Below are 24,190 nucleotides of genomic sequence, written 5' to 3' on the forward strand. Positions count from 1 at the left end.
TCAGCAGCCGCGACAGCGTGGCTTGAGAGGGCCGGTCCTGGGCCAGGGGCGTTGTCCCGCGCGCATCGCTGCAGGCCAGCTGCCAGAGCGGATCACGGCGCAGCGTGTCGGTATCGCTGAGATCGATCCAGCCCATCGCCCGTTGCAGCACCAGGGTACGCAGCTGGCTGGCCAGCGAGTGGCGGATGCGTAGCGGGTTGCGGAAGTCGACCAGATTGTCTTCCAGCGCCTCGATCACGCCGCTGTTGTCGAGGGCTTCACGCAGCAGCAGGGCGCCGCTGTCGCTAGTGGTGCGCTGGCCGCTCAGCTCAACACGGACAGAGCCGTTGCACGAGGGCGACCAGGTCGTTAGGGTTTCACCCATGGCGAGTGGTCCTCTTGAATCGTGTTCTGGCAGGAACATCCTGATTCTACAAGAGAAAACCACTCGCCATCTTCGTTTTCAGGTCGGCCTCATGAATAAGCTGGGGTTATAAGTTCTCCTCGCCAGCTTAGTGTCCTTAGCCCAAAACGGCAGTAGGCCAAATATTCCAACCAGTGCCTCTAACGGGGGAGCTGCCTCGTCATGGGGGTCGCTCGATTGTGGCGGACGGAGAAACGGGCCGGAATACCCTGGCCAGAGTTCGCTTTGCATCTCTTGTTCTGGCGTAACTTTAAAGTCATGCAACAGCTGATCGGCGTCAGGCGCCTCATATCGACTACACATGTCTCCTCCCTCCGAGTCAATCGCATTGAGCTGTGTTGCTAGGGATAACTGGTGTATCCAGCGCAAGCAAGCGTCACCTCAAGTATGGCCGAATCGGAAGCTCGTCAACAGATCATTGAGCTGGTGGTGAACCATTTCCTCGCCTACATACGGCTCATTTAGCAAGTGTTAACCGAGTATTGGCTGGTCAAGGATGCGCTGGTGGACAAGGCTAATTCTGGTGGCACCCTACTCAAAGTCTTCGCGGACGCCTAGGCCAAGGCAAAATCAGCTACTCTCTGCTTGAGTTGGTGCTGATGTCATGAGCGCCAGCTGTTAGCAGGCTTGGGTATGAACGCAAGTTCATCTAGCTTGGCAGCTAGCAGATGAATCATATTGAAGTTGCTCAATTCGCCAACGAATTCTGCAATCGCGTCCAGGGGCCTTGGAAGCAGTTCCAGTGTCATTAATGCAGGATCATCTGAGAGAACCTGGTAGTAACGAGCAGTATTCAGCAACTGATCTGCACGCTGAAGAGCGACAACTGGCTGATATCCGAACTCCCTGAGGCAGCGCTCAATGGCTTGGATTGAGATCCAATAGCGGCTATGGATGTTCTCACGGGTATAGACGACGCCTAGCAAGGCCACGAGTTTCCACTCACGAGACGGCACCCCGAACATCCAGTCATATTCTGTGCGTGTTTCAACCGCGGTAGGAATGGCTTCCAGGTCCATTTTGTGAATATCTCGTTCGAGGTTGTGCCGGGCCATCGGTAAGCAGAACCGTGTTGATGCAGCCACCTTGCCAGACCTGGCATGAATACGCTGACAGGACGCGAAAAGTTCCATGGCGAGATGGCGCATCTCATGAAGATCGAGTTGCTGACGCTCTTGCTCCCAAGTTTTCTGTTGCCGATGCCGCTCGGCTTTAGCTTCGAGTTGACGTGCAACCTCGGCTTCGCGTCGTCGGATTTCGGCCTGCTCGGTCGCTTTTTCTTTCGCCCGGCGCTGCTCCTCCTCCCGTTGGCGTTTTAATTCAGCGTGTTTCTGTTCCTGAGCTTTAAAATAAGCTTCCATCCGGGCATGTTGTTCACGTTGACGCTGCTCCTCTTGTTCCCTTGCGATATTCGCCTGTGCTATTCGTTTGTTGGCCTTCTCGATCTGCTGCTGGAGTCTTGGGCGTAGCTTTTCCTGCTCCGCTTCGATCTTGGGATTTACGATCCAGTAGGCCCGTTGATAGTTAAATACATGCTCTTCGAGATCGGCTGGTGTTAGGTTCCGTGGTATGTCCCCCAGGTCGATTTCGATGCAGCGCTGGCCACGGGACTCAAGCCGCTGCTGCTTTTCCGCGTCGATGAAATGGGTTACGGCCACCTCGACTAGGATTTCTATCTGACCCAAGCTCACGATAAGGTCAGGGCGGATGTCCCCCAGGCTGAACTCAAGTTTTGTGTCATCCACCGGCTGCCGATCGTGGCCGGGGAAAATGACCTTAGATTCGGTGTGCTTGTAGCCAAGGCTATCCTTCGCCTCAAGTACCGCCTGAAGCAGAGGAATGGGTATTTCCTTTCGGTCTGCAATCAACTGCTTTGCGGCTAGATGTATTCCTGTTTCAGTGCCCCCAGCGCATGGACGGGTCCCTCTGGCATGTGCGAAATAGTGACGAACAATATCCCCCATTCTCGCTTCAAGCGGTGTTCTGCATTCAGGACAGACACAGCCGCAACGGCCGCCGCGTTCGGCCCTTGTGAGCTGGCTGATATGCACCAACCTGTTATTGCGTATGCCGTAAGGGATTTTTGCGCTGTTTTTCATGTAATTGCCACAAGAGAGGCCGTGCTGTGGGAGCGTGCTCGATAGCTCTACCCTGGTAAAGGGACTAGGCGGCGTGAATTACAGTCGGAAGCAAACCGCCCTGCTCGATAGTGGTGAGCTGCTAAGTTGTCAGTTTTAGCTCGCCATCAATCGATCTTAAGCTAGGCGTCCGCATCTAGTTCATCGAGAACGTCGAAGATTGAATAGCCGCGCACTTCGCTAGAATTGGGCTTTGGACTGCCAATGTCACTCACGAGGTCAGTTTCCGGTGTGATCATCACAATGTCATCGGTCACAGCTCGAGCGTTCCGCTTCAGAAGTCGATCATGGAAGGACGGGACCGTATCTATGAGGAAGAGATCGTAGCCGGCTGGATGAGCAACCTCGAAGATGGCCTTAATAGTGCGCTTGCCAAGCCGCTCCCAACGTAGGGCGAGCGGCATCATTATGTTACTAAGCTGAAGCTCTTCGGAGTCGTGCAAGAAGGTGACAGAGAGGACCAAGGTTCTGACAGGAGAATCGGCTTCTTGCTGACAACGGACCTGCAATCTCGCTCTGCCTGTAGGCGAATGGTACTCAAGTTCGAACTGATGCCAAGGCAGGGTCGCGAGCTTTGTCTCCAATAGCTCTTTAGCCGCTTGAAGTACGCTATTTTCAAACACTTGGTTATGATCGGTGGACGTGGGCATGCAACCTCTCCTGTTCTTTCGGTCTACTTTACCACTCTCTGTTGGGGCCTTGCTTACGCGATAAGCAATGTTGCGATACTCGCGGAAGGCAGCCCTTGGGCAAGCTGTAGCGCAGAGGCGCTATAGGTGCCCGCGCCTAGATTTGCCTGGAGTTGCAACCGCAGTGACAGTCTTTCGATCTTCTGATACACTGTTGTTATATCAAATGAGTGGAGGAGGGGCCATGGAAGCTGCCATCGAAGAGTATCGGCCGAAGCCTAAGCCCAAGAAAGACGACTTTTGGAAGGCCCTGGGTCTTCCAGCGCGTGGGGCACAACTGCATGAGGCTTTGGAAAAAGGCGTCCCGTACAAGGTCTACACGGAACTTGCTGTGGCGTCTGGCCTGGAAAGCAAGGAGCTGGCGCGTTATGTCGTTATCAAGCCAGCGACATTGCAGCGAAGAGCCACGGCTGGGCGCTTCAAGCAAGACGAAGGCGATCGGCTGTACCGCTTTGCCGAGGTCTACAAGAGCGCTGTTGATCTCTTTGAAGGAGATCAACAGCGGGCGAGGCGCTGGCTCCTCAATCCGGTGCGCGGTCTCGGTGGTCGGCGACCGGTGGAAATGGTGGCGACGACTGCTGGCGCTGAAGCTGTGCTGGATCTGATCGGACGGCTTGAGCACGGCGTTTTCGCGTGAGTACGGTTCGTGGTTACCGCCTCGTAAAGCGGAAGTGGCTCCAGACGGCCTTCGATGGGGAGGGAGCCCGCTTGTACGGCGGTCGATGGAATAGCAAGGGGAAGGCCTGTGTGTACCTCGCCAGTGCTGAATCACTGGCTATGCTTGAGGTGATGGTTCATCTTGATGACTATCGGTTGCTGACACACTATGCGCTGTTGGAGGTGACTATCCCGGAAAATGCTCTGATGCGCCTGCCTGCCGATAGTCTGCCGGAAGACTGGATGGAGGAGCCGGCGCCCGCCTCGACCGCGGAGATCGGCGACAGCTGGCTTGAGAGCCAATCGAGCCTCGCGCTAGTGGTCCCAAGTGTCGTGGTGCCTCGAGAAACGAACTACCTGATCAACCCCAGTCACTCCTATTTCCAGGCATTGGCTGACAGTGCCAGGGAAGTCTCGTTCACCCCGGATAAGCGCTTGTAGCGCCTTTCCCCGCCCTTGGACAGGGACGGTTTGAGACCCCCTCCTTCTGCCTAGCTTGCAGCAGACCTGCCGAATCTCTGAATTCTGGATTATATGGCTATGTTGGTATCTTTTGTTGGTTTGAGCCAATCGCTATACGTAGCCACATCTCCTCCGTTGGCTCTGCGGTTTCAAACAAACGTCGCCATGCCAAATAGTTGGGTAAGTACACCGTTCCCACTCCATGAAAGCGCCCCATCCATCCCTTTAAGCGGCTCATATAGCTGTTGACGTTCTGAATGTGATATTCCTTGCCGATCACGCGCTGATTATCGAGCGTGATCAAACGATGGTGAGCAATACCATGGTTAGCAGAGAAGATTTTATACCAGCTATGCCCAACCGAACATAAAATCGAGTCGCAATTGATGATCGGCCCCAGGAACTCATGAACAGTAGATTACTTGAATGAATTGATGGCGGGCGTACAACGCGTCGCTGGCATGCTAAGCGAGATCAGTCATGCCGCTGGCGAGCAGAGCGACGGCATCGGCCAGGTGAATATCGCCGTGGCGGAGCTGGATCGCATGACAAAGCAGAACGCATCTCTAGCCGAGCTGTCCACCATGTCGACCGATCAGCTCAGCGAGCACGCCGAACGATTGGCCTCAATGGTAGGGCGCTTCAAGTTGCGCGGTGACCTATTTCCGGCTCAGGTGATTGCATCAACTTGATAGTCAATGACCTAGTAGGCATTGCTCTGTTTCGCATGCGAAAAAATTAAACCTGCCTCCAACGAAATCGAGCAGCAAACCGTTAAGGTTGCTGCCCGATCGCGTACTTGCAGTCTTGCATGGGGTTAACTCGGTTTCGTGTCGTGGTCATCGAGCGTTTCAGAGGCCGCGGAGAGCGATGCTTCGGCAAAGGCTGCCGCGCTCTCGCCGACTTCCTCGGGGCTTAATTTACCCCCTCCCTCACCAAGCAGAATGGCGTGCATGGCGGTCATCGTAAAGGCTTCCAGTCTCGTCATGTCCAAAGCAGACTTATCGAACCGCGATGTATTGAGATTATCGTCAGCCATTTTGCCCTCCAAAAGCTGAGCGGCCACTAATAGAGTGGCCGCTGATCGAATCAGATTCGTTCCCAGTCGCCACCGGCATTCTGGCAAGTCGTGACATTCTGATCATTGTCCTCGGGGCCACCAGTGACAGTGATGTGGTAATCAATGCAAGTACGGCCTTCACCATCGACATAAGTATCGCTCTTGACGATGTTCTGTTTCATGTTGGCAACGTCCTCGAACCCGACTTCGGATTCGCCCTGCAATGCGGTGAAAGCGCTTCGCATCCCCTTGTCAGCCAGACCTAGCGCGCCAGCGCCAACAGCACCGTAGGCGGCACCGCTCATACCTGCTTTTCCGCCATTAACCAAACCCTGAACGCCCTGCATGTGACTGGCCGAGTCTGCTCCTGCTGCGCTGACGCTATTGTTGTTGCGACTTCCTAGCACATCAGTGATCGCGCTGACGGCTGAGTTCTGCAACATGCCAGACCCTTGCGGGGCAGCACAACCAGCAGCCAACAGCAGCATTGATGTGGCAGCCAGACCCATGAGAGTACGCTTGATAGTCATTTTGATCCCCTTTTAATCCGTTGTTTTGATGGTTTCAGGCAAAGCTACTTATAGATATATAATTTATACCATACGACGTTTTATATTTAAAACTCTGCGAAGCATTTCCAGACAAAGTATTCTCTACACAATCCCGAACCATCGCAAACGCAGCGCCGTAAATCAGTAATAATGGCAATTAGTAATGGCGGGGAATCCGTAAAAATTGTCTCATATTCATAGTTAAAAAATGTCGTCTAGTATAATTAAGGTTGGTATTATGGATTCAGGTGCTCTTATTGCGAACGCGCACGACGAGCTTTCCCTACTCTCACGACTTGTCGTAGATAGGGCGGCCCTGCGCGAAACCAACGAAACACTGACGCTGATCATTGATGAGGAGGGGGCGCGGTTACTGACGATGGACCGGGTGCGCCAAGAAATTGAGTGTGCTGTAAAGAAAGTGTGTGGGCTGGAGGTTGCCTATGAGCGGGCCGCGTAATTCCCGCCAGGCGAGACAGCTTGTTAGGCGTCTTGAACGCGACTGTGACCTGGATTGGCCAGGTGGCGCTGACAACGCAGCTCTTTTTCATGACCGCTCAGCCAGTCGGTGGGAACTCCACACACTCGAAGGCCCTTCGTTACCTGTCATCTCTGGCCCTACCCCTCTAACCCACCTGCTTCGAGATGGGTTCGTCCTGATCCGCTGGCCGGATGACAGCATCGAGCTTTTCCACGTTGAAACGGCAGAATCACAATTGAGCCACCGACTGAAAGAAGCGGAGGTGGCAGCAGCCGGGAGATGAAACCCATGATAAGCAAGACCACCTTCCGAGTCAGTCACCGCGCCCTGCTGGGACACTGGTTGCTCGTACCCTTGGGGGCAGCATTGCACTTTGCTCCTCATGCCCCCTTTACCCTCGCTGGGGCAAACGCTCCAGAGACTCTGACGAACATCCTTTCCTGGGCAGGGATGGGGTTGGCCGCCTGGGGGCTGCTGAACATCGCCTATCAGCGCCTTGCTCACGAGTACGTCATAGGCCCCGATCGCGTGATAGAGCGGCACGGCATTATTGCCAGGCGTGTTACACCCCTATTTATTCATCACATTCGTTCGACCGAAGTGAACCAGACGATCTTGGGTCGATTGCTAGGATATGGGACGGTGAAAATGTCTGCGGCAGGCACTGGCACAAGCGAAGCTCGATTTGATCGCGTGGCCAACCCGTTGAAGGTCATGGCTTCAATCAACAGTCACTTTCAAAGCCTTGCGGCTGGCACTGGGCAGGAGTAGTTAGATCATGGACTCACAAATTTCCGCACTTGCTGATGTGCTTATCCCAGGCCAGAGCATTGTGTCGACCGATTGCCATCAGTCGCAGGAGCTGCTGCCCCACCGCCAGTTACTCACGCAAGTATTTTTGAAAGCAATTGATGACCTAAAGAGCAACAACCTCAAGCACCAGTTCTCTGCGGCTGAGTTTCTGGCTGGCCCTGTCGCTGAGGGGTATGTCGGCCATCTCGGGCTTCCTGAGTGGACACCCAAGTTGGCGCTACTGATCCATGCTCAATGCGAGCTTCGTTCTTGCCTTGAGATACCCGAGCAGTTGGAGGCTACCCTTAGCCAGTATGCACCGCCCGAAGCAGGCGAGCGCCGCCCCTCTTTGTGATTTGCTTGGCCTCAATAGCCCCTTCATCCAGGATGTGACGCAGCGGGTTGGCTTGCCAGCCCGCTTCCCCTGTCAGTATCCCCTCCTTAGCCTTCTATGGTTCCCCGTCCTCAGAGGCGCTCTTGACACTCTAGCCATTCATCCAGCTCCAGCAGCTTGTCCTTGGGCAATCTCACCTCGACTATGAAGATCTTTAAAAAAGACTCGGCGCATTTTGGGATACATCCCGAAATCGCCTTTCGCCTTAGCCAAGTGCTGGCGCATTTGCACCCGACTGCAATTCCTTCCGAGTCCCGTACCCCTCCCAAGCGCAAGCCTAAAGAATTTGTGCTGATGGATCGCCTGCTCCAGTCTGCGATCATCAATCTACTCGGCTATCTACCCGCTGCCCCAACCCCCTCCTTTATCTCTAAATACGGGCACTGAAAACAGAGAACGCCCTTTCAAAAAAATGGTGTATGGTAGCTAAAACGGTTCCGGATAATTACCAGCTTCCAAGGCAGGTTTTCGTGAACGGTTACAAGTTTCACTGAATGAAATTTGTCAATTATCCTCTTCTACATCCCCTGTTATCGCTCTCATTACTCGAAAAAGTTGTTCTTGGGCATTTTCGCCAAACATTGAAACCACTTCTTCGTATTCAGCAATAAGATTTAATAACACCAAAAGTAGGTTATTCACTCGTCCACCGAAAATTATTGTTTCCATACGCTGAAAAAGTATTACTTCATTGTCATCCCAGAGGTAATCCATGTGAACAATGCGTTGATCAACCCACGATTTAATTACAGTTCTCAAGGACATGCCATCAAGTACTTTCTCATCAAATACTGCATCAACAGCTCTGGCGCGTTCATCCATGCGTCGGGCACGGTAAACATTCTGTAACGTCGCATTTCTCTTATGTCGATCTGATTCCAGAAATAGCGCCCGAGTATCTACCAGAATCGACGTTAGGAGAGCATTTGCCACTAATACATCGTCAATTTCGTGATCAGATAGACGCAAAATCTTCTCTTTCAAATCACTAAATCTAACGGCAAATGCTCTCTCAATGCGAGCTTCGATTGCTCCGAGCCCACCTGCTTTAATAAATTCCCGCGCATCATCAGCCGTTTTCAAGTCAGGCATGAACGGGTTATCGTATTTCCATCCCAACTCTTTCATGTTCGATTCCGAGGGTGTTTACGTTTGGCGCTACCTATTTCCCATCACCCTGTTTACTAGATGCGGTTAACGATAGCATTCCATGCGCCATAAAAATGCGGTTCAAGTCATGATAGGGATGTTTTTCGAACCGCTTCGTTTCCGCTGCGTACTGCTCATATTGATAGTTCAAATGTCTCTGCAGGCCCTGTTCTAACTAGATCTGCTAATCTCGCGAAACGCTTCACCAAGCTGAAGTGCTGCACTTCGCCTGTCGCCCATGTCGACCAGTATGTCGAGGATCCTCAGGAACTTCTGAGCCAGGTTCTGCGTCATTGGCGCATCACGATGTGCAAAGTGCTGCACCAGTTCTGCGATGCGCGCAGGGAGGAAAGTTCCATGCCAACCCTTTAGATGGTCAGGCCCGTTGCCGATAATCGCGAGAACTTGGTTCGCGAAGTCTTCGGCTGGGTAATTGACCCTAGCTCGTTCACAGAGCGTCAAGTAAGGGTCCATTACGGAAGCCGTCCATCCGCCAGCGCGAACGAAACGATCAATTAGAGGCAGGATACAGCTGATTTCGGACCAGTCGCCATTAACGTACCGGGCGGCCAAGTCCGCGTGTTCAATTGAGACAAACATCAATGTATTAACTAGCTTGGGTTGATCGAAGCCTGAAAATTCTCCACTTCGATAGGCGTCGCGATTGAAAGCAGAGTCCTGAAGAAGTCGTTCAAGACAGAGATCGAGTATGGCGATTGAATCAGCTGGAATAACCGGCGCATCGTATACGTAGGAGCAGATGTAGGTGCTCGCGAATGGAGAAAGGAGAGCCCAGCAATTGTCTCCCTCCAGCGCCAGAATCGGATCGAGGAAGAGCTTCTGAAAATCGCCAAGAGGGAGAAGCCCGGCTACCCGGCCAAGGCTCGACCCCAAGCTGTGGGTCCATTCAAAAATTCGAGTGGCTGAGCGATTTCGACGTCCGGGCCTTACCCAAGGCGGCGCATTCTTCTGATTGGTCCATTCGAGTAAGCCAGCTAGGAAGTCGAGTAGATCCCTTTTCGCCTTACTTCTCAGTATCTCCTCGAAGGGGATTAGCTCAAGTATTTTTGCAGCTTGTTCTGAATGCCAAATGACATCTGGCTCTCCCCACATCTCATTCGCATCAAATGCATCATCTGCATCATAATCTTCGTAGGCTTGATGCCAACGCTGCCCCTTATTGTGGTCAACTTTCACCCATGCTGGAGGTGGTAGCGGAAGGGAGGGCCATTCGCTTCCGTTCTCATAGAATGCTATCACCGTGTCGACCGCCGATTGCACTTCGTTTGATGAGTGGAAGGCTTCATTATGTTGAAGGTGATGATCGTATGATCGTGGTGAAACGTGGCAGCGCGATAATGCCAGTACCAGTGTGCTCCAAGTCAGCTTGGGGTCTTTGAAACAAAGCGTGCAGGCTTCTTCTAGGGCGGCCAACCAAACGACTTCCAGTGGATGCGTAATCAGCCAGATGAGGTCCCGTGCTGAGCCTTTTGTTACTGAAGCTTCGCGGATGTCCGCTGCGAGGCCGCGTGCCACATATATCGCATGGTGCCAGGGTATGATGGAGCTAGGTGACCGCATCCGATTATCTTCTGGTAACTGGATAGCACGCCTGAGGACCTCACGAGCCCACTCAAGATCTTCTTGAGTGCATTCTTCCCGAAAGTTGAGCGCGATAGCAGCGGTAGCGGCGACCGCACCGCGACGCATATTTAAAAGTTCTTCGTCGTTCTCGTTGTTTGAGTGCTCGTATAAGCCGTTAGCGTCTGCTTCCTTGGCTAGTGCAATGGCATCCTCAATATCGTAGGTATTGTTCAGTGCCTTCTCTTCGAAGGACTTGGACGCCCACGTCCAAAGGCCCGTTTGCTTTAGCCACCTAGAAGCTTCTTCGGCCCTAGCGACTTTTTCAGGCTTAGCGGCAGAAGGACTCACATGGACAATCGAAATCTGCTCTGAATTGTCTTTGGTACGGTAGGCCTGATAATTTTCCGGGTTCGCCAGCTCGGCAAATTCGAGGGCCTGCACTGTAAGATGCTCCCTTGCCCTCTGATTATTGCGGTGCTCCTCGTACTGAAATGGGAGATCGTTTTTGAAATTAAGGATTGCTTCACGGGACCGGTCGCGGATAGGGCCTGTCGAAAAGACAAATCTTGGCACCATCCATTTAAGCTCTGTCTTGCGAATCTGCCGGTTATTTGCTGCTCGAATCGCCTCAGCGTGAGGCTTGTCGGTACGAGACGTAAAACCGATTAGGCTAGCAAGCGGTGAAAGGTCTTGTGTCCATCTGTCATGGTCTGCCGCCAACAGGCGCTGAGAGGTGATGAGCGGCAACGTTGCTTCGGACACGGTTTCGGTGTGTAGCGCGATGATTACCGCAATGCCCAGGACGGCAATGCACTCGTTACCCTCGACGCATTGCTGTATCAGCTCGTCAACAGGTCGGCCGCGCGCAAGCTCGGCGAAGCACCATTCCTCAAGCGCAAAAAAACCACAACCGATGGCATTCGGCGCCCACGTCGAACGAAACCAAAGATACTCACGGTCGGTGCCCCAGAACCTTTGGGATCCCCAGGGAAAGGTGAGATCTAGCGGTATGGGGGTGCCATCACGGTCATGAGAATATCGATGCAGTTGTCGCCAAGCATTCATCGCATGATTGCAGAGTTCCCGGAGTAGCCGCAGTGCCTCATTAGGCGATGATTGGAAAAGTGAGTGAAAGGGCTCTCGAAGTGGCGAAGCGGGTGAAAAGCATCGGTAATCATCGTGGATCGATAGTCTGTTCCAGTCGTGGCGGTTGAAGTCACCGATGGTGTGTAGAAAAGGTGCCGTGGAAAGCGCCCGTTGTTCTTGAGGAGTGCGCTCGGCTGCCGGCTTAGCCGAGATTCTTTTTCGCCACACGGACACGGCTTGAAGTTTCTGTTCTTCTCTGACGACCTGGTCAGCTGGAAGCTCCTCCTGCAGAAAAGCGAGGGAAAGATCGACAAGCGACTGAGGCAGCGATTGGGCAAGGACGGGTGAGAAGGTGATGATGTCATGAAACGCATCATCACGAATGCGCTCTGAATCGGTGACCCGCTGCAAGTAGCCAGCCGCAAAGTTTGGCTCTACTCTCGACGATCTTAAGAGAAGCTGGCTCAGGGATTTGCTGAGAGCTCCCAAGCCAGGCACCTCTCCCCAGTAAGCAGAGTTCTCGTCCGGCCCATCGGCAGTACTGATTGCGTCGATGGCAGAGAGCCAGGTCGCGCATTGTTGTAGAATAGCGCGGGAAGTTGGGTTGCGAAGATCGGCTAAGGCGTTCTGCCAAACTTCGAAGATAGCCACGATCTCCGGATAGAGTCTCTGCGGTATGTCTGGAATACGCCGGAGGATAAAGTCGATGAGGCGACGCCACGCACTAAAATCGGACGGCCACCCAAGAAGATCAGCAAACCGTTGGCGTTTCTCCTGTGGGAGTTCACCAGCGAGAATATTCGCATTGGGGGAAGTCTTCTCTGCTTGAAACCAGACGAGAGCCTTCCTGAACAGGCGAAAGTCGTTGGCAAAGACAGCCGTAGCGAACTGGCTCTCATCAGATTCGAACTTCGAAGTTCCTAGTGGGCCGACCAGCCAAGCGCGCAGCCATTGCGATCTGAGTTCTGAACCTTCGGTTTGGGCGAGGTATGCCGTCCAGTCTTCTACCTGCGCGTACTCCCATTGAGAGAGAAGTTCGACGACCCTTGCCACCGCCGGCGGTTCTCCACATGCCCTAACCACTTCCATCCATTGAGCCCCACGATCGGCCAGGACATGGAAGAAGGCCCATTCAAAGAAGATATCGTGAGCAAAGCGAACTGAAATTCCTTCGCGAACATTTTGAAGTATACCGTCAGATCGTAGGTCATGGATGTGTGCGACCGAGGTTAGCTGACTAAGGCGAATCGGCTGACTAAGTTTGCGGGCACGAAGAGAAGCTAAATCGAGCAGCTCTCGCTGGCGTTCAACCGCATTTTGACCGGTCTCATTGTAGCCGCCCCGTCGCCACCAATTCTCGATCAGATCGACTTCAGATTGAGGGGCGAATGTCTGAGCACTGGGATCGGCCGAGTAACTCTGATCCAGCACTTTCGCAAAAAAGGGGCGCCGGACAATCTCCTGCACTTGGTGTGAACCAAAAAGAAGTGGCCTCAGGTGTGGTTTAGCTTTTTCAAGTGTCTCCGCCTCTTCATCGCTCAGTTGTCCAACGCCAAGCGTCTCGACCTTCAGGGCATCTAGAAAGTGGCCTAACCAATTGCGAAGCACTTCAATTCCTGTGTCGCGCAGCGAAACAATGACCCGCCAATTATCGAGTAGCGGCGACTCTACGATGGCGCGGATAACGTCGAGGATGATGGGCTGATGTTTCTTCTCAACGCGATCAATCGCATCGATGAAGAGCATGGGAGTGCCGGCGGCCCCGATCTCCACGAGGAGTTGCTCCAGGGGAGCGCCGGAGAGACCTTGAGACGATGCGTAGCTGATCCAACTGGTTCCTTCGAGCTGCTCGGCTTTGAGGAAGAGGGTCGGTCCACGTTCTAACGAACGTTGTACCGCTCGCCTCACTAAAACTGATTTGCCACTTCCTGGCAGGCCTCGGATCTGGACTACACGTGCTGTGGTGAGCTTGGCGTCCAGCTCTCCTAGGAGCGAGGTTCGGTCAAGTTTCGTTCCGCCAATATCGTCGGGGATGAAGTTAGCGTAGCTCTCTGCGAGCTCCGTCAACTTATCGAGGTCTAGGCTAAAGGAGACTCCACCTCGAAGGCGTGCAACAAGGGAGATCGAACGCAAAAGCCGCGCGCGATCAAATTGACCTGCTTTCCCTGCTGATGCGCGAGCTAGCTGAACGATCCGCGACCAGACAAGTGGGGCCTTGGATGAATCATCGGGGGCGAGGCACTCTCGAATGCGATTAATGGCATCAGGAGGATCAGTGGCGCCTTCGCGAAGGAGGTCGAACTGAATGAGCACGAAATGGGCTAGGAACCGATGTACTTCTTCACTCGTGCTTGGTATTCCCTTCGCCTCATTCAGCAGGCCTACGACGTCATTCTTGACCATTATGGTGTCGGCGCTGGCGTTGCCCTCTGCCTCGAATCGAGCGGCGAAATGGTTAGTCGTCAGGCTTTCACGGGCCCAATCGCAAAGAGTTTTGAGCGCTCGTTCCTTGGCGGTGGCCACGGTACCAACCGCTGCCCCGTAGCGGTCGATATTAATGCGGAAATCAGGCTTCGTAAGAGTAGCCCAACTGTCGCGAATGATGTCACGAAAGTCGGAGTTCGTTTCCGCCTTACTGATCGTGAGTGAACGCTTTATCTGGAGACTAAGGCGAGAAGGGTTCTTTGCGGCGTCTTCAAAATCGACGATCACATCATCGAGCGGTTCACCAAAATCGCGCTGCTGAACCGACACGCGGACAACGGTACGATCATCGATGCCGGGTGCATATCCCTCAGCTAGCAGCGCAGTTAGATAGTATGCAGCCGCGTCGCCCTCAAAGGTGAATCCCTCGCCGCCGGCGAGTTCTGGTGATTGTGTCATTTGTATTTGAAGCACTTGTCAGGTTGCGTGTTTGGAAGTTATTTACACTTAAGATAACCACTATCTCTTCATAGCTGCCGTAACATTTTCTTGAGAAAGATCGCTATGATTCGTTAACGCTAACTGCGTTTCCAATAATTTTGTCCAAACCCTAAGTCGACGACATTGTGTGCCTCATTATCCTTTTTATATCCAGCCTAGCACATCTATTAAATAGGCTTACCGCCATGTCTCATGAATTACACAAATCGCTGGGCAGCTATTAGCCCTCTCCTTATCGGCCTTGGTCGCCTGAGGATATGGCGTGGCTCGCTGGCGCTGATGATGCCTCTGGAGAGTATTTAAAAGCCGACAATGAGCAAAGCGGCGCCTCCCCCTCTCCTCGATCTAAAGAAACCCAGCTCTCCCTGTTCTAAGCCTCCCTCGATAGTCGTTTTCATCTCCCTCTAAGCCTTGGCATGCGACAGCAAAGCGACTCGCGCAAAAAAATCTCTACTTCCCCCGGTTAAGTGTCAGTGGCTGCCCTATCTACCTGCGAGGCCCATTAAGGGCACCTATGAGAGAGCACCGCTGGGAGGCGGAATTGAGATGATGGCGATGCGAGGCAGCACGCTTATTGGCGTGGCCATATTAGTTTGGGTCGCATGGATTGTCCTGGCGACCGATTCAGAAGCTCGAATTGAGCGAACCTGTCAGCCCGTTCTTTGGTTTGGCAATGTGGCAACTTCACTGACGCAGCTAACCTTTCCTAAGCAACAGGAATCGGTGCATGAGGCGTTTGAATCAGCTGACTATGCTTGTCGCTTTACCGTGTGGCGCTTGCTGCACGAAGACGCCTGGATCGAAAGCCACCAAGGTAACGAATCTAGTGATCAGTCGGGGGAGAGCGACCAATGATTTCCCCTACCCGCCTGCTACACCCCATCCGTAGAATTCTCGGTGTCACCGTGGCCACCTTGGGGCTCGCTGCTGGCGCTCATGCCGGAAATGATCAGCCTCTGGCGCTGGTTGAGTTTGCCAGCTTCGATTGCCCGCACTGCCAGGCCATGGACAAACACCACTCTTCTATTCAGGCAGCCGTCGAAGCGGCGGGCCTGGAGTACCGCTACGCTCCCCTGCCTTCCCATACCGGCCTTGAACGCGCATGGCGTGAACGCGCCTTTTACGCATCTCGCTCTATTCCAGGGGTTGCCAATGACGTTCGGAAAGCCTTTCTCACGGCTGGCGAAACCGGGGTTCCCCTCAAGGACTATGACGATGTGCTGGCGCACCTCCAATTGCATGTTCCCCAAGTTCGGTGGAACGAGTTTGCGGACGACCATATCAGCGATCCCAGCTCTGTCGAGGCGATTGAGCGAGCAGCGAGGCTTGCTGGTCGGGCAGGTCTTCGTGAGTACCCTGCCTTTGTCGCTGTGTCTCGTTCTGAAGTGAAGCTATTGAGCCTGTCGGGAGACGTTGCCGAGAGGGCCGAGGCGGTAATCAAGTACCTGGAGAACCTTTGATGACACTGCGAAACCCTGTGCTTGCTGTCTCGCTGACAGCTGTTCTTGCTGGCTGTGCAGCACATCCTCCGGCTCTGGAGCACGCACGCACGTCAACGCTACCTGATTCGTATAACACGATGACCAGTCGGCATGTGGTGATCCCTGCCTATACGCTTCAAGGGGTCAACGCGACCCGTACCACCAACTGGTACTACGGGGCTGGCCAGGGGCTTGATCGCTACGCTTACGGCGGCACCGTTTACGACGAGGCCTATTGGCAGCAGCGCCATGCCTCAATGCCGGATGACTACAAGGACGCCATGGAGTCTGTGCCTCTGGCGCGCTTCCATTTCGAGTTCGACTCAACAACGCTGACGCCTACCTCTCAGCGTGAAATGGCTTCCTTCCTGGAAGGAGAAGACCTGGCTGGCCGTGTGCTCATTGTTGGGTACACCGACCATATCGGCCCTGAGTCCTACAACATTTCACTCTCACAGCGCCGCGCTGATGCGATCGCGGGACAGCTCCATTTGGCTTGGCCAAAGGCCCGGTTCCTGACGGAAGGGCATGGCATCTATCCCAAGTTGGTTGACGGCACGACTGATGAAGCGCGGGCGGCAAACCGTCGCGCCGAGATTTTTTACCTGGAGGCAGACCAATGAACGTCTTTATCGCCCACGCCCAGATTCTACGAAAAGAGACGCCAAAGGAGCGCGGTCGTTCTGGCCTGATGGTGCTCAAGGTTGGTAAGAACAAGCGAAGCACAGAAGCCCTAATCCAATCTGTAAATCAGATCATTGTCCGAATTCCGAATCATCTATCTGATCGCGCAGCCAAGCTGGATGTTGATTCTTACATTGAAATTTTCGGCCATGTTGGCGGCATTGTGCGCCGTGCACACCACACGGGTGAGCAGCACCTGAGTGCCGAGTTGGTGGCCAACAACATCCAGCCGGCTGCCCCGATGATCGAGGGCAACATCGAAAAACATCTTTTCAATCGTTTCATTGCGATTGGCTTGCTGAGGGGGGTGAAAACTCCCGAGAAGGAGGGACCACCCTCCACAGCGTACCTGCAGATCGGCCCTGACCGACCGGACCTGGGGCGCTCCTTTCAGCATACCGGCGTGGTGTCCATGGCTGCTTTTGGGCGCGTTGTCGATCGACTTGTCGAGTACGAGGCCGGCACCGCCCTTCATGTTGAGGGACGAGTTACCGGCCTATTGCGAAAGATCCCCAAACCAGGAGCAGAAGGCGGCTTCGAGGAAAGTCTGGAGGTCGGGCTGGTGATGGATCGTGTCAGCCCCACTGCCATGGTCGCTGAGCGGATGATGACGCCGTTTGATGTGGCCAAGCCTGAAGCGCAGAACACCCCAGAAGAAACCAACGACGAAGCTGGCGCTGGGGAATCCGCGGCAGTGGCTGAAGAACAGCGCTAGGAGGTGGTCAATGATTGCCCTACCTGATTGTGTCCCTGAAATCGCTGATTACTACCAAGTACCCATCGAGATTGTCGCGGCAGTGCGTCTTCAAGAGAGCGGCAGCCGAGGGCAATTAGTGGGTCGCATAGGTCCGAACAAGAATGGCACTTACGACCTAGGCGCTATGCAAGTCAATACATGGTGGCTCGACCAGGAAACCAACCGGAATTACCTCCAGCAATGGGGAATTACCGAGCGTGAGTTGTTGGAAAATGAGTGTACGAATTTCGCTGTAGGGACGTGGATTCTCTACGACAACATCACGCGCTACGGCGAGTGGGAGGCGGCATTGGCCGCTTACAACGCTGGGTCGCCGAATAGTCCGGCAGGCCAGCAATACGCAAACGAAGTCCTCGCGACATTAGGAGATCAGTACCAATGACTACTTCCGTAGATACCCAGGCCACAACCAAGCAGGGCAAGCTCGCTCATCTAGTCGAATGCCTCCGCATGAACAAGAAGCGAGCAGCAGAGCGCTCACTGTTGGTTGCTACTACCGCTTTCCTGGCGATGCCAGCATGGGCACAGGAAGACTTTGAAGACTTCGCTGACAAGGTTGAAGAGCTGGCGCATGGGCCCTTCGGTATCGGCATTTCCATTCTGGCGCTGATCATCGGTTGCCTGGTGGGCCTTGGACGTCAATCTGCTGCCCCTGCGTTCCTGGGTCTAGGGATCGCCGGTGCCTTTGCGGTCGGCCCCTTCATGATCAAGGAAATCTTCAGCTGGTTCTCAGGCACCTGAGTTAGGAGTCGCGGGTCATGTCTAACGAGTCCTATCGGATACCGCAGGATGTTGATGCCCCTATCCCCATCTTCGCCTGGGAGATGACCGAGGTGGTTGTCGCCATCATGGTGATCGGCGTGGGCATCATCATGCGGTTTTTTATCCCAGGCCTATTTGCGGGGATCTTTCTCATGATGATGGCTAAGAAGATGCGTGCCGGCCAGAAGCGGGGACAAGTGCAGCATGTCTTGTGGCGGATGGGGCTCAAGTTAGACCCGCTGCTTGGCAAATACGCACCTAGGCCAATGCGATTGGAGTACATTCGCTGATGAAATACCTCAATGCATTGCGAAATCAGTGGGTCGCTGCCAGGGGCTGGATGTTCTGCACCCTGCTCCTGACTGGGTTGCTGATCTATGTCTTGCAGAGCTATGTCCAGCTCAGCGCCAATATGCCAACCCGGCTGGTTCCCTACAACCTGCACGTCGTGGATGGGCCGGTCGAGGTGGGCGCCAGCGCTGGTTATACCGATGCGAGCTACCTCACTGAGATAGCCATGGCGGATGCCCAGCTGCACAGCTCTTGGACCCCAAGGAACGTGAGAAGCCAATACGCTCGGTTCCAGAACCGGATGACGCCGGCCCTCTATGCCAAGGTCGGCAATGATCTACAAGCACGGATTCCAGACCTGGAGAAATCTGAGCGTACCCAGGCCTTGTTCATTGAAGGGACCCAAGTCCTAGACGGCACAGTGCGAGTTTATGGGCGCTTGCGGGCTTGGCATGGCACCGAACAGATCGAAGACGAACCGATTGCTTACCGTGTCCGCTATTCCTTCAGCGGTGGCGTTCCGTATGTCGCTGGTTTCTCTTTGGAGGACGAATGAAAAAGCCTAAGATGCAGGGGCTGGTCATGGTGGCGGCGCTTGCCGTCGCCACCTTTGTCAGCGCCAGCGATGATGTCCAGAAGGTGGTTGTGTCCACCGATGCTTATAACCGGCTGGTATTCCCAGAGCCGTACTCTACGATTGTTATCCCCCCCGAGGCCGAGTTGCGTGACAACCCTGTGCCGACTGATGGCAAACGTGGTCTCCTCATCCGTCCTGCAGACGAAGCCGACCCGTTCTCTATCTTCATCCAGCTGCGAAGCGGCGAGGCCTTCACGGTGAAGCTAGCGCCGGAAAGCGGCATCGATGCCCAGGTGTTCCGGTATCGAAACGCCCCTGACCTATCCGCAGAGCCCGAAAGGGAAAGCCGGCCCAAGGATCGTTGGATTGCTGACACTATCCTGTCCGCTTTCCAGGGGGCTCGCCCTAGCGGGTTTGAGCCGGCTGGCGCCCCGCCTAGTGCCCGACTTGAAATGCCTAATGGCGGCACGCTCAAGCTCACAGCGGAAACCCAGTACCGTGGTTCCGGCCATGTCGTGAATATTTACCGGCTGTCTTCTGATACCTCCCTTGAAGTCGAGCCTCGTGACTTCTACCGCGATGGCGTCGTTGCTGTTTCCTTGGAAGGGGACACGGTAAGTGAGCGCGATCAGCCCCGAATGATCGTCGTGGAGGTTGACCGTGGCTGAAGATCAGAACAACCAGCAGCCGAATGAATCGGGCCAGGACAAGCCTTCTAGGGTGGCCAAGGCCCGAGCTAAGTCCAAGGTAGTCTCTCAGAGCCTGTTGGAGCGAGCGCAGGGAAGAAAGTGGCTTCTATATGGTGGTGGGGCCTGCCTAGTCATCTGGCTTGTGGCAAGTAACGCTATTAGCGCACGAGACAACAGTAGCAATAAAGCGCCCCCTCCCCCGGAATTTATGGACACCACGCCGGATACACGGCATGGGGAGGAAGTCACTATTTCCCGACTTCAACAACAGTTAAGGGAGGCTCATGAAGAATTGGCAGACCAGCGCGAGAGTCAAGAGCAGAGGGATGCACGACTTCAGGCGCAGCTCGAAGAAATGCAGGCTGGCATGGAATCCGAACGCGAGCAAACGCGGGAAACCATGGAGTCGCTGCGCACACGACTAGCCGATATTTCTAGCGGAGATGATGGCACCAGTGAGGTTCGCATTGGCACATCTTCAAACAGAAGCACCGACGCCAACCGTGCCCCGTCTGACTATCTTCGCCCCCCCCGAGGCGACGACGCTAGCGCGGTACCTCCGCCCCCGGTAGCGCGTCGAGATGGTGACTCTGGCCGTGCCGGTTTACCCCCGAGGCAACAATCGTCGACACAGGGCGGCGTCATTCCTTCACAGTTTCCACAGCTCCAGAAGGAAGAAGGACCGGCTGACCCGATCGTACTCAATGGCTCAAGTGGTGAGTCCAGCGCTCGCATCTTACGTAATGAAGCGGCTCAGCAGGATGACGAAGAAGAGGATCTGGGGCCACCTAAAGCTGGGTTCCTCCCTATGGGGTCGTTCTCTGAGGTGGCAATGTTGACTGGCGCTGACTTTGGCGCTGCCGAGCGTACCCGCAACAACCCTCAGCCGGTGCTATTCCGCATTCAAAACGATGCATTCCTACCTGGCAGTGCGCGGTATCGCCTCGCTGACTGCTTTGGTATGGGCGGTGGCTACGGTGATTTGTCGAGCGAGCGAGCGCATATCAACGTCTCTCGTATTTCCTGTGTCGATACACGGACTGGAATGATGCTTGAGTCTCCAATCAATGGCTACATCGTGGACTCGGATGGCCGTCTGGGGCTTCGCGGCAAAGTTGAGCGACGTGCTGGCGCCCTGCTGGGTAAGGCCATGCTTGCTGGCTTCGCAGAAGGCGCCAGCAGCATTGCTGCAACAGCAGCTCAAGGTGCTGAATCGGCTGTCACAGGCAGCGGCGTTGTCACCACCATCGACCCGAACAGTGTCGCCGAGGTTGGCATGTACGGCGGTGCAGGCCGCGCGATGGAGATACTGGCAGAGCGTTACATCGAAGAGGCTGAATCCATGTTCCCGGTGATCGAGGTTCCATCAGGGCGCCGTGGCACTGTTGTAATCCAGGAAGGCCAGAAGCTCGAGTGGGAAGCCTACGAGCTGGCCGACAAGATGCCGAGCGAGGGCTAATACGATGAGCTTAAAGTTGATGATCCCCTTGACCGCCCTGCTGTTCCTCGGTGGGTGTGCCACTGTCCAGCATGATTGTGAGCTGGGAAGCGAGTGTGTCGGTACCGGCGATGTTTATGAAGCTGCGGTGGCAAATAGTGGTTCCTCTGAAACAGTGATGGAGGGCCGTAAGGATGGCTCAGAAGCTGAAGAAGAAAAGATCGAGCAATGGCGACCCTATAGCGGGGGAGGCCTAACCGATATGCCTGTCTACCAGCCAGGTAAACCGGTGCGTATCTGGGTGGCGCCATGGCGCGGTGATGACGGCATTCTACGATCGGGCGAATACCTGTATGTGACTCTGCCTGATGACTGGAGTTATGGCCAGCTGCGTGACGATGGCATTGGGGCAGGCATGATCGGACCTTCTCCGGGTGTTCAACACATCGCGCCGAGAGGGCAAGACGCCAGCGTGAATCCTTATCGCATTCAGCCGCAAATGCAGATCGTCCCGGAGAATTGATATGAAGATAACCGCGATGACTCGTATGCGGCACCAAGTGCGCCGCATGATCCAGCAGGGCGCTCCCGATTATGGCGATCGCGCCCTCCCCCTCCAGGCAGCCGAGGCGCTGACTGAGCGGGATGATCCCGCGAGCCTGCTCCCCTACATCGACTATGAAGATAACTACTGTGTCCGGGATGATGGTAAACATCCTCAGCTTGGCTTCGGCGTCCAGTTTGCGCCATTGATGGTGGCTGGCAAGGACATCGAGGAGCAAATCGAGTCGCTGATTACGCGAGCGCCAGCGGACACGGTTATCCAGTTCGTCGCCCATAGTTCGCCGGCCATTGAGGACCGGATAAATACCTGGCAGGCACGGCGGTTACGTTACTGCAAAGACCCTATGCTCCAAGAGCTGGTAGAGCGCCGTAGCAAGCACATGCTTGACGCCGCGGCCGGGAACAAAAGCCTCCTACCGAATGAGCGTCTATATCCCCGGGAGGTGCATTACTTCGCCTTTTTCACCATGACCTTTGGCGGTGACCCAGAGCATGCTGAAGAGATTCGTTCATGGCGGCACATGTGCGACGAATTTCGGCAGTCGGTGATGGGGACGTTCAGTTCGATGGGCCTTGCGCCAGCCCTTATGAACGAATTGGGTACGCGACGTGTCCTGCGCCGTATCGCCAACCCGCAAATGGTGCCGGGTGAGCTTCAGCGGGTTGAGGAGGAAGGTGGCCACTTCGCTGATTCCATCTTCGATAAGCGTACACGTATTCGCGTGAAGTCCTCGGGTGCGGTCCAGTTCAGCGACAATGAGCGGGAGGTGGATCTCGTACCCCTGACCATCGACACCTACCCGGACTACCTGCGCCTCTACATGACCGGCGATATGCTTGGGGAGTTGAAGTCGGCAACCGATCGCATCGCGCCGGCCTACTGGATGTACACAACCATCTACAAGCCGAACACTGAAAAGGCACGCGATGACATCACCATGCGTATGGGCATGATCTCAAAGCAATGCATGAGTGATTCCGAGTGGTACAAGGGGATGATGCCGCACCTCTTCACGCGGCGTAGAGATACCCAGCAGCTGCTCAACGATACTCGCTCAAACTACTGCCCGGTACGCATGTGGTCGGGGATCAATATCATCACCGAACCCGAGCGAGCAGCTTCGGACGCGGACTATGTTTCCTCGTTGTGGCGGAAAGCAGGCTTCAGAGCCTCGCGTGAACGCTATATCTCGCTGCCTATCTGGTTGTCGTCTTTGCCATGGGGCTACAACCCACGCATGGACAAGCCTACATCAGGCCTTCAGCGGGCACAGATGGTGTCCAGCCTAAACGGCGCTTGCGCCTCAATCTGCCAGGGCGATTGGGGCGGTAACGGGCCAGTAGTACGCAAAGACCCACAGGGGAACCCTTACCTCTACGCAAACGGACTGTTGCTGGTTTCTCGCCGCGGTCAAATGTCGTGTATCGACATTTTTGATTCGGCCACCTCATACAATTTTTCGGTGATCGCGACCTCGGGTGCGGGTAAGTCATTCCTTGCCAACGAATTCGTTACCGACATGCGCTGTCGTGATGGCGTGGTCCGTATCATTGACGTGGGCGGCTCTTATAAGGAGCTGTGTGAACTGCTGGGCGGTCAGGAACTGAGGTTTGATCCTAACCATCCGGTCTCACTTAACCCATTCTGGGGTATCAAAGGCAAGCAGCGTTACGACGATGATGAAGGTGGCAGCGAGATCGCAGAAATGATCCCGGTGCTGAAGGATGCCATATCTCAGATGGCGTTCCCCCTAGGTGAGCCCGACAACTACGAATACCAGTTGATCGAAAAAGGCATCCTTGAGGCGCACGATAAACATGGCGAGGTCATGGAAACCAAGCATGTCTATCAGTGGCTTGAGTCCCGGGCAGACAGTGATCCGGTGGCCAAGAGTATTGCGTTGCAGTTGGAGCCGTATGCCGTAGGTCGGCATGCCGCATGGTTCAACGGTGAGCCCCAGCTGGATCTTTCCAATGAGTTCACCATACTCGAGCTGGAAGAGCTAAACGTCGATCGTGAGCTTCGGAATGTGGTCATGACACTCCTGATGGCTCGGACGACGCGGGACATGTATCTGCGCCCACGCAACATCCCGAAAATGATGCTGATCGATGAGGCATGGGATCTACTCGCGGACCCGAAAAGCGGGAAGTTTATCGAAACCGCCTTCCGGCGCATCCGTAAGTATTACGGCAGTGCCGGTTTCATTACACAGGGCTTCAAGGATACCGACCTGTCGCCGGCCGCTCAGGCTGCCTTCGACAATGCACCTTGGACGTTTGTGCTCAAGCAGTCGGGTCCCTCGCTCGACTACGCACAGAAAAACGGAAAGCTGGGCGGCGAAGACGAATTCCTATTCGATATGCTGCGCGGTGTGAAGCCCGGTGCCGGCTATTCGGAGGTCTTCGTCAAGCACGAGAGCGGGGGTGGCCTTTTCCGCTTTGTGGTCGATCCTTACTCCTACTTCCTATATTCGACCAATCCCAAGGACCAGGCACGCCTGATGAAGCTCACTTCAGCGGGCTACAACACGCAGGAGGCCATCCGCATGCTGGCCGAGGGGCAAGGGTAGGAT

General features: G+C 54.7%; 27 protein-coding genes and 1 pseudogene. 20 read left to right on the forward strand and 8 right to left on the reverse strand.

Annotated elements, in window-relative coordinates:
• The 3 genes from V8L70_RS18910 to V8L70_RS18920 all read right to left on the reverse strand — a co-directional run.
• On the reverse strand, positions 1-403 hold a 403-nt coding region (locus V8L70_RS18910; protein WP_336270361.1), incomplete at its 3' end, for a transposase.
• 602 nt (positions 404-1,005) lie between these two features.
• The gene (locus V8L70_RS18915) at positions 1,006-2,502 is read right to left on the reverse strand and encodes a hypothetical protein (RefSeq protein WP_157826457.1); all 1,497 of its coding nucleotides are present in this window, start codon (positions 2,500-2,502) and stop codon (positions 1,006-1,008) included.
• A gap of 161 nt (positions 2,503-2,663) precedes the next feature.
• Positions 2,664-3,191 carry a hypothetical protein gene (locus V8L70_RS18920; RefSeq protein WP_101145376.1) on the reverse strand — a complete coding sequence of 176 codons (528 nt, stop codon included), beginning with the start codon at positions 3,189-3,191 and terminating at the stop codon, positions 2,664-2,666.
• Between the two features lie 223 nt (positions 3,192-3,414).
• On the opposite strand from V8L70_RS18920, the gene V8L70_RS18925 reads away from it, so the two are divergent.
• Positions 3,415-3,867, forward strand: coding sequence for an Xre family toxin-antitoxin system antitoxin (locus V8L70_RS18925; protein ID WP_101145377.1), 453 nt, complete (start codon positions 3,415-3,417; stop codon positions 3,865-3,867).
• On the forward strand, positions 3,864-4,328 hold the full coding sequence (locus V8L70_RS18930; RefSeq protein ID WP_101145378.1) for an RES family NAD+ phosphorylase: 465 nt from the start codon (positions 3,864-3,866) through the stop codon (positions 4,326-4,328). Before V8L70_RS18925 ends, V8L70_RS18930 begins: the two co-directional genes overlap by 4 nt.
• A gap of 97 nt (positions 4,329-4,425) precedes the next feature.
• On the opposite strand, the pseudogene V8L70_RS22980 reads toward V8L70_RS18930, so the two are convergent.
• A pseudogene (locus V8L70_RS22980) lies at positions 4,426-4,767 on the reverse strand (transposase); the annotation flags it as partial.
• Between the two features lie 4 nt (positions 4,768-4,771).
• On the opposite strand from V8L70_RS22980, the gene V8L70_RS18940 reads away from it, so the two are divergent.
• Positions 4,772-5,041 (forward strand): hypothetical protein, encoded by a 270-nt coding sequence (locus tag V8L70_RS18940; RefSeq protein WP_157826458.1) that lies wholly within the window; start codon positions 4,772-4,774, stop codon positions 5,039-5,041.
• Positions 5,042-5,166: 125 nt separating this feature from the next.
• Here the strand turns inward: V8L70_RS18940 and V8L70_RS18945 are convergent, their stop codons facing one another.
• Both V8L70_RS18945 and V8L70_RS18950 read right to left on the reverse strand, forming a co-directional pair.
• On the reverse strand, positions 5,167-5,388 hold the full coding sequence (locus tag V8L70_RS18945) for a hypothetical protein (protein WP_101145380.1): 222 nt from the start codon (positions 5,386-5,388) through the stop codon (positions 5,167-5,169).
• 50 nt (positions 5,389-5,438) lie between these two features.
• Entirely contained in the window at positions 5,439-5,939 is a 501-nt protein-coding gene (locus V8L70_RS18950; protein ID WP_052703860.1) for a hypothetical protein, read from the reverse strand.
• 259 nt (positions 5,940-6,198) lie between these two features.
• Between V8L70_RS18950 and V8L70_RS18955 the strand changes: the two genes are divergently transcribed.
• The 5 genes from V8L70_RS18955 to V8L70_RS18975 all read left to right on the forward strand — a co-directional run bounded on the left by V8L70_RS18955 (position 6,199) and on the right by V8L70_RS18975 (position 8,014).
• Entirely contained in the window at positions 6,199-6,420 is a 222-nt protein-coding gene (locus V8L70_RS18955; protein WP_035557803.1) for a hypothetical protein, read from the forward strand.
• The gene (locus V8L70_RS18960) at positions 6,404-6,724 is read left to right on the forward strand and encodes a hypothetical protein (RefSeq protein ID WP_035557806.1); all 321 of its coding nucleotides are present in this window, start codon (positions 6,404-6,406) and stop codon (positions 6,722-6,724) included. The genes V8L70_RS18955 and V8L70_RS18960 overlap by 17 nt, the downstream gene beginning before the upstream one ends.
• A gap of 5 nt (positions 6,725-6,729) precedes the next feature.
• The gene (locus tag V8L70_RS18965; protein WP_052703859.1) at positions 6,730-7,212 is read left to right on the forward strand and encodes a PH domain-containing protein; all 483 of its coding nucleotides are present in this window, start codon (positions 6,730-6,732) and stop codon (positions 7,210-7,212) included.
• Between the two features lie 7 nt (positions 7,213-7,219).
• Positions 7,220-7,588 carry a hypothetical protein gene (locus tag V8L70_RS18970; protein WP_101145381.1) on the forward strand — a complete coding sequence of 123 codons (369 nt, stop codon included), beginning with the start codon at positions 7,220-7,222 and terminating at the stop codon, positions 7,586-7,588.
• A gap of 183 nt (positions 7,589-7,771) precedes the next feature.
• A complete protein-coding gene (locus V8L70_RS18975; RefSeq protein ID WP_336270365.1) occupies positions 7,772-8,014 on the forward strand; it encodes a hypothetical protein in 243 nt (80 codons plus the stop codon).
• Between the two features lie 117 nt (positions 8,015-8,131).
• Here V8L70_RS18975 and V8L70_RS18980 read toward each other — a convergent pair whose 3' ends face one another.
• Complete coding sequence (locus V8L70_RS18980; RefSeq protein ID WP_101145382.1) at positions 8,132-8,755, reverse strand: hypothetical protein; 624 nt, start codon at positions 8,753-8,755, stop codon at positions 8,132-8,134.
• A 192-nt stretch (positions 8,756-8,947) separates the two neighbouring features.
• Positions 8,948-14,329 carry an NACHT domain-containing protein gene (locus V8L70_RS18985; RefSeq protein ID WP_101145383.1) on the reverse strand — a complete coding sequence of 1,794 codons (5,382 nt, stop codon included), beginning with the start codon at positions 14,327-14,329 and terminating at the stop codon, positions 8,948-8,950.
• A gap of 588 nt (positions 14,330-14,917) precedes the next feature.
• Between V8L70_RS18985 and V8L70_RS18990 the strand changes: the two genes are divergently transcribed.
• The 12 genes from V8L70_RS18990 to V8L70_RS19045 are packed head-to-tail and all read left to right on the forward strand — an operon-like array spanning position 14,918 to position 24,187.
• Positions 14,918-15,226 (forward strand): hypothetical protein, encoded by a 309-nt coding sequence (locus V8L70_RS18990; protein WP_035557818.1) that lies wholly within the window; start codon positions 14,918-14,920, stop codon positions 15,224-15,226.
• Positions 15,223-15,831: a thioredoxin domain-containing protein gene (locus V8L70_RS18995; protein ID WP_035557821.1), complete on the forward strand. Its 609-nt coding sequence runs from the start codon at positions 15,223-15,225 to the stop codon at positions 15,829-15,831. Before V8L70_RS18990 ends, V8L70_RS18995 begins: the two co-directional genes overlap by 4 nt.
• Positions 15,831-16,475: an OmpA family protein gene (locus V8L70_RS19000; RefSeq protein ID WP_052703858.1), complete on the forward strand. Its 645-nt coding sequence runs from the start codon at positions 15,831-15,833 to the stop codon at positions 16,473-16,475. The genes V8L70_RS18995 and V8L70_RS19000 overlap by 1 nt, the downstream gene beginning before the upstream one ends.
• Complete coding sequence (locus tag V8L70_RS19005; RefSeq protein ID WP_035557823.1) at positions 16,472-17,251, forward strand: hypothetical protein; 780 nt, start codon at positions 16,472-16,474, stop codon at positions 17,249-17,251. Before V8L70_RS19000 ends, V8L70_RS19005 begins: the two co-directional genes overlap by 4 nt.
• 10 nt (positions 17,252-17,261) lie before the next feature.
• Positions 17,262-17,675, forward strand: coding sequence for a lytic transglycosylase domain-containing protein (locus V8L70_RS19010; protein WP_045812323.1), 414 nt, complete (start codon positions 17,262-17,264; stop codon positions 17,673-17,675).
• Positions 17,672-18,034, forward strand: a complete 363-nt coding sequence (locus V8L70_RS19015) for a TrbC/VirB2 family protein (protein ID WP_035557825.1) — start codon at positions 17,672-17,674, stop codon at positions 18,032-18,034. Before V8L70_RS19010 ends, V8L70_RS19015 begins: the two co-directional genes overlap by 4 nt.
• Before the next feature lie 17 nt (positions 18,035-18,051).
• Positions 18,052-18,345 (forward strand): type IV conjugative transfer system protein TraL, encoded by a 294-nt coding sequence (gene traL, locus V8L70_RS19020; protein ID WP_008958346.1) that lies wholly within the window; start codon positions 18,052-18,054, stop codon positions 18,343-18,345.
• Positions 18,345-18,902: a TraE/TraK family type IV conjugative transfer system protein gene (locus tag V8L70_RS19025; protein ID WP_035557829.1), complete on the forward strand. Its 558-nt coding sequence runs from the start codon at positions 18,345-18,347 to the stop codon at positions 18,900-18,902. The genes traL and V8L70_RS19025 overlap by 1 nt, the downstream gene beginning before the upstream one ends.
• Positions 18,899-19,591, forward strand: coding sequence for a TraK domain-containing protein (locus V8L70_RS19030; RefSeq protein WP_035557832.1), 693 nt, complete (start codon positions 18,899-18,901; stop codon positions 19,589-19,591). Before V8L70_RS19025 ends, V8L70_RS19030 begins: the two co-directional genes overlap by 4 nt.
• Positions 19,584-21,071 (forward strand): TraB/TrbI/VirB10 family type IV secretion system protein, encoded by a 1,488-nt coding sequence (locus V8L70_RS19035; protein WP_101145385.1) that lies wholly within the window; start codon positions 19,584-19,586, stop codon positions 21,069-21,071. The genes V8L70_RS19030 and V8L70_RS19035 overlap by 8 nt, the downstream gene beginning before the upstream one ends.
• A 4-nt stretch (positions 21,072-21,075) precedes the next feature.
• Positions 21,076-21,573: a TraV family lipoprotein gene (locus tag V8L70_RS19040; RefSeq protein WP_035557838.1), complete on the forward strand. Its 498-nt coding sequence runs from the start codon at positions 21,076-21,078 to the stop codon at positions 21,571-21,573.
• A gap of 1 nt (position 21,574) precedes the next feature.
• A complete protein-coding gene (locus tag V8L70_RS19045; RefSeq protein ID WP_101145386.1) occupies positions 21,575-24,187 on the forward strand; it encodes a TraG/VirB4 family ATPase in 2,613 nt (870 codons plus the stop codon).
• Positions 24,188-24,190: the final 3 nt, after the last annotated feature.

This window comes from Vreelandella arctica, assembly GCF_037070215.1.
In the GTDB taxonomy this organism is placed as follows: Bacteria; Pseudomonadota; Gammaproteobacteria; order Pseudomonadales; family Halomonadaceae; genus Vreelandella; species Vreelandella arctica.